The 3,689-nt window shown below is 61.0% G+C and carries 4 protein-coding genes; 1 reads left to right on the top strand and 3 read right to left on the bottom strand.

Features of this window, described 5'->3' with window-relative positions; translation table 11 throughout:
• Positions 1–1,270 (top strand): MFS transporter (locus tag Q0H50_RS08835; RefSeq protein ID WP_294421538.1); only part of this gene is annotated, 1,270 nt, incomplete at its 5' end.
• A 525-nt stretch (positions 1,271–1,795) separates the two neighbouring features.
• Here the strand turns inward: Q0H50_RS08835 and Q0H50_RS08830 are convergent.
• The 3 genes from Q0H50_RS08830 to Q0H50_RS08820 all read right to left on the bottom strand — a co-directional run.
• Positions 1,796–1,993 (bottom strand): helix-turn-helix transcriptional regulator, encoded by a 198-nt coding sequence (locus Q0H50_RS08830; protein ID WP_294421540.1) that lies wholly within the window; start codon positions 1,991–1,993, stop codon positions 1,796–1,798.
• An 82-nt stretch (positions 1,994–2,075) separates the two neighbouring features.
• On the bottom strand, positions 2,076–2,690 hold the full coding sequence (locus Q0H50_RS08825; protein ID WP_294421537.1) for a DNA-3-methyladenine glycosylase I: 615 nt from the start codon (positions 2,688–2,690) through the stop codon (positions 2,076–2,078).
• The coding region (locus Q0H50_RS08820) for a DUF1848 domain-containing protein (RefSeq protein ID WP_294421535.1) at positions 2,687–3,689 on the bottom strand (1,003 nt) is incomplete at its 5' end. The genes Q0H50_RS08825 and Q0H50_RS08820, both read right to left, overlap by 4 nt.

Raw genomic sequence — 3,689 nt, 5'->3', positions numbered from 1 at the left:
GAAGGTGATGGCGCTGACTTCGGCCGGCGTGTTCGTGGACGCCATGGATGTTTACCTGGCGGGAGGTGTGAAGAGCACGCTGGCCGAAACCGGGTTCGCCACCAACGAGCAGACGGCGGCGTTTTTGTCGGCGGGCTTTCTGGGCCTGTTCATCGGCTCGCTGATCGCCGGCCTCATCGGCGACAAGCTCGGCCGGCGCAAGGCGTTCCAGTTCAACCTGCTGCTGTTCGGCTTCGCGACCATCTTGGGCGCGCTTTCCCCGAACATGACGTTCATGATAGCCATGCGCTTCTTCGTGGGCCTGGGCCTGGGGTCGGAGCTGGTGACCAGCTTCAGCATGATCAACGAGTTCGCGCCCGTCGCGCGCCGCGGCCGCTGGTGCGCCATCGGCTCGACCATCGCCAACTGCGGCTCGCCCATCGGCATGTTCCTGTGCCTGTTCTTCATCACCATTTGGAGCCCGCTTGGGCAGGAGTCGTGGCGTCTGGTGTTCGCGGTCATCGGCGTGGCGGCCATCATCGTGTGCATCGCGCGCCAGGCGATGCCCGAAAGCCCGCGTTGGCTTATCCAGCACGGCCGCTTCGATGAGGCCGAGGCGATCATCTCCCGTATCGAGTGCGAGATGGAAGAAGCCGGCGTTTCGCCCGCTGAACAGGTGGTGTTTGAGAAGGGCGCCATGGATTCCGATGCGCATCTGGCGCGCAACCTGTTCCTGGGCATCGTGGTGGTCATCGGCACGTCGCTGACGCAGTACACCTACACCACGTTCGGCCCGTCCATCCTGAAGAACATCGGCCTGGCCACGCAAACCTCGCTGCTTTCCACCACCATCACCATGCTCGCGGCGCCGCTCGGGGCGCTCATCGGCGCGCTGCTCATCGAGAAGCTCGGCCGCCGCGTCGAGGTTTCCGGCGCGTTCATCTGGGTGGCGGTGTTCGCGTTCGCCTACGCCATGGCGCTCAACGCCGGCTCGACGGCGGTCATCACCGTGCTGGGCTTTTTGATGACCATCGGCTTCTATGTGCTGAACGCGTCGGTGATCAGCGTGTATTTGGGCGAGCTGTTCTCCACCAGGTACCGCTTCCGCGGCGCGGGCATCTCGCAGGGCGCCGGCAAGGCCGTCAACGTGGTCATGCCGTTCGCCGTTACGTGGATCTTGGCGAACCTGCAGCCCAACGTCATCTATTTCGGCATCGTGGCCATCGCGCTGGTGGCGGCCGCGGTCACGCTGGCGATCGGCCCCGAGACGAAGTCGCGCCGCCTGGGGTAGCGGGTTGGCGAGCTGACGGGTTGCTGCCGCGCGTGCGGCGCGGTCGGCTTGCCGGCGGGTTGTGCCGGCGGCTGTATGGGACGAGCCCGGTCCCGCTTCCTTCGGGATGCGGGGCCGGGCTCGTTTTCGTCGGGGTTGGGGAGGTGGCATGCGTTGTGCTTTTGGGGGTCTTGGCCTCGATAGCCTTCCTGATCGCATCTCCAAGCCGTTCTGCACCATATGCGCAGACGGAGGAAGGCGAGGAACCATGGCAAACGCATCGCCGAGGCACACGGCGGGGTTCAAGGCGAGTGCCGTCGAGCTTCACAAGGCGGCGGGGCTCGATGCCGTATACGCCGAGATAGCCAGGGAGCCGGGCTGCGGCGCGGGCTCCCCATCGCATTGGGTGAAGACGGCCGGCGGCGCTTTCCCTCTTCGAGCACATAGAGACCTTCTGCAACAGGCTTCGGATTCACTCGGCGCCGGGTTGGCTCAGCCCGGCGGAGCTCGAGGAGAGGCACGCAGGCGAAGGCGGCATAGAACCTGTCAACGAAAACGGGGCGGATTCGATGCCTCGACGATCCGCTCGACCATTTCCCTCGTGACGAAGGAGCGCGGGTCGATGCGCAGTGCCACACAGAGCTTCAGGAACTCGTCAGCCCGCATCTCGCGCTGCCCGTTGAACACGTCCCAGAGTCGCTTCTTGTCGATACCGATTCGACGACCTAGCTCCGAGGTCGATATACCTTGAATGCGACGCTTGGATTCTATGCGACCTGCAACATCGGCGATTACGCTGCCCCTTCTTCCGCAGATGATCTAAACGTTATGAACTTAGCCGTTTGTGAGTTGAATCGTTTCGGGTGGTTTCAGCTTCTGAAGGGCGACAAAGAAAGCATCCCGCATCGTGCGAGTAGATAATGCCGACTGACTGCAAGTAGGAATAGATCACGGTCGTTCCCACGAACTTCATGCCGCGCTCCTTCAGGTCCTTGGATACCGTGTCGGAAAGAGGGGATGAGGCCAACCCCGACTCATAGACGGTTGCCCCATCCGTCCAACCCCATAGATAGCGATCGAACGAGCCGAATTCTCTCTGCACGTCTCGAAATATCCGGGCATTGTTGACGGCAGCATGTATCTTCAAGCGGTTGCGTATGATGTCCTCATCTTGCAGCAGGGCAGCGATCTTCTTCTGGTCATAGGCGCAGACTGCCTCCAAGTCGAAGTTGTCGAAGGCCCGGCGAAACGCCTCGCGCTTATTCAGCACGCATTCCCAGGAAAGGCCCGCTTGGAAGCACTCCAATATGAGCATCTCCAAAAGGTCGCGATCGTCGTGGGTGGGCACGCCCCATTCGTGGTCGTGATAGGCGATATAGGCGGGGTTCTTCGGGTTGGCCCATGCACAGCGCGTCTTTCCATCCTCCCATCGCCCGCTCATGCAAGGCCTCCGAAGGGTGCGCTTTCAGGCGCCAAGAATGTCTTTTGCGATCCGGGCTCCAAACGGTCCGTTTCCTTCAAGTGCCCGATGAGCAGAGGATAATCGGGGTCATGCAGCCTATAGAGCTCTCGGGGCGTGAAGGGGTCTTTGTTGGCGTAGCAGTACTTGCAACCATTGAGACAGGTGTTCAACGTGCCGAGGTCGCGGCTTTCCATGCAGTGGCATCCTTTCCGAAACCCCTTGTGCTTGAGGCTGCGAAAAGAGAGTCCGTTCGCCCGTCCGAGCATATCGAGCGTCACGCATCCCGATGTGTTGATGCCATAGCGTGCGTAATCCTCCTCAGGCCCGCAGGTCTGGAGGATGAACCCTCGTCGCTGGGCGATACGCCCGATGCCGGAGGCGATGGCCTGCATATCCTGCTCTTGCAAGGGAACGAGCTCTGGAAAGTTCCGCTCATGCTTCTTGTACATCTCGACGAAGCTGAAGATGCAGCGGTCGAAATGGCCCTTCAGGCGATCGGCGATGTATTCGAACGTCTCCAGGTGCCGCTCGATCGTGTAATCCGCGGTGAGCAGGATGGGGTCGTAGCGCCAAGTCATGCGCTGCCGCCCGACGATCCTCGACAAGGCCAGGAACGTCTCGATGCTTTCGTCAATGGAGGGGACTCCGGGCTCCACGTCCTTCCCATAGGCCGTTATGGTGTATCCGAAGTATGTTGGGAACGCGTCTGCTATCTCATGGATGCGGCTGAGAACGGGAGCGTAGTTCTTCGAGCCGAATATGAGGCAATCCACCTTGTCGGGCGTGAGCTCGTAGCGGCGCACCGAGTTGGGGAACAGCGAATTGCGCGAATAGGCGAACCCCTCCTCAAAGCGCTTGAACAGCCAATCCGAATAGTAGTTGACGATGTCCGTCCTTGCGCTGTGAGCGTCAAAGATAGCGCGTCTTAACGCGTGCTTTTGTTTGACCCATGATTGTCGCGAACGTTTTCCGACCTTG

It is taken from the genome of uncultured Senegalimassilia sp. (assembly GCF_934632265.1).
GTDB lineage: Bacteria > Actinomycetota > Coriobacteriia > Coriobacteriales > Eggerthellaceae > Senegalimassilia.
This window is presented reverse-complemented; position numbering and strand designations above follow the sequence as displayed.

Bases quoted from the DNA above. Each gene is read 5' to 3' on its own strand.
- Q0H50_RS08825 (WP_294421537.1), bottom strand. From the start codon at position 2,690: ATGAGCGGGCGATGGGAGGATGGAAAGACGCGCTGTGCATGGGCCAAC.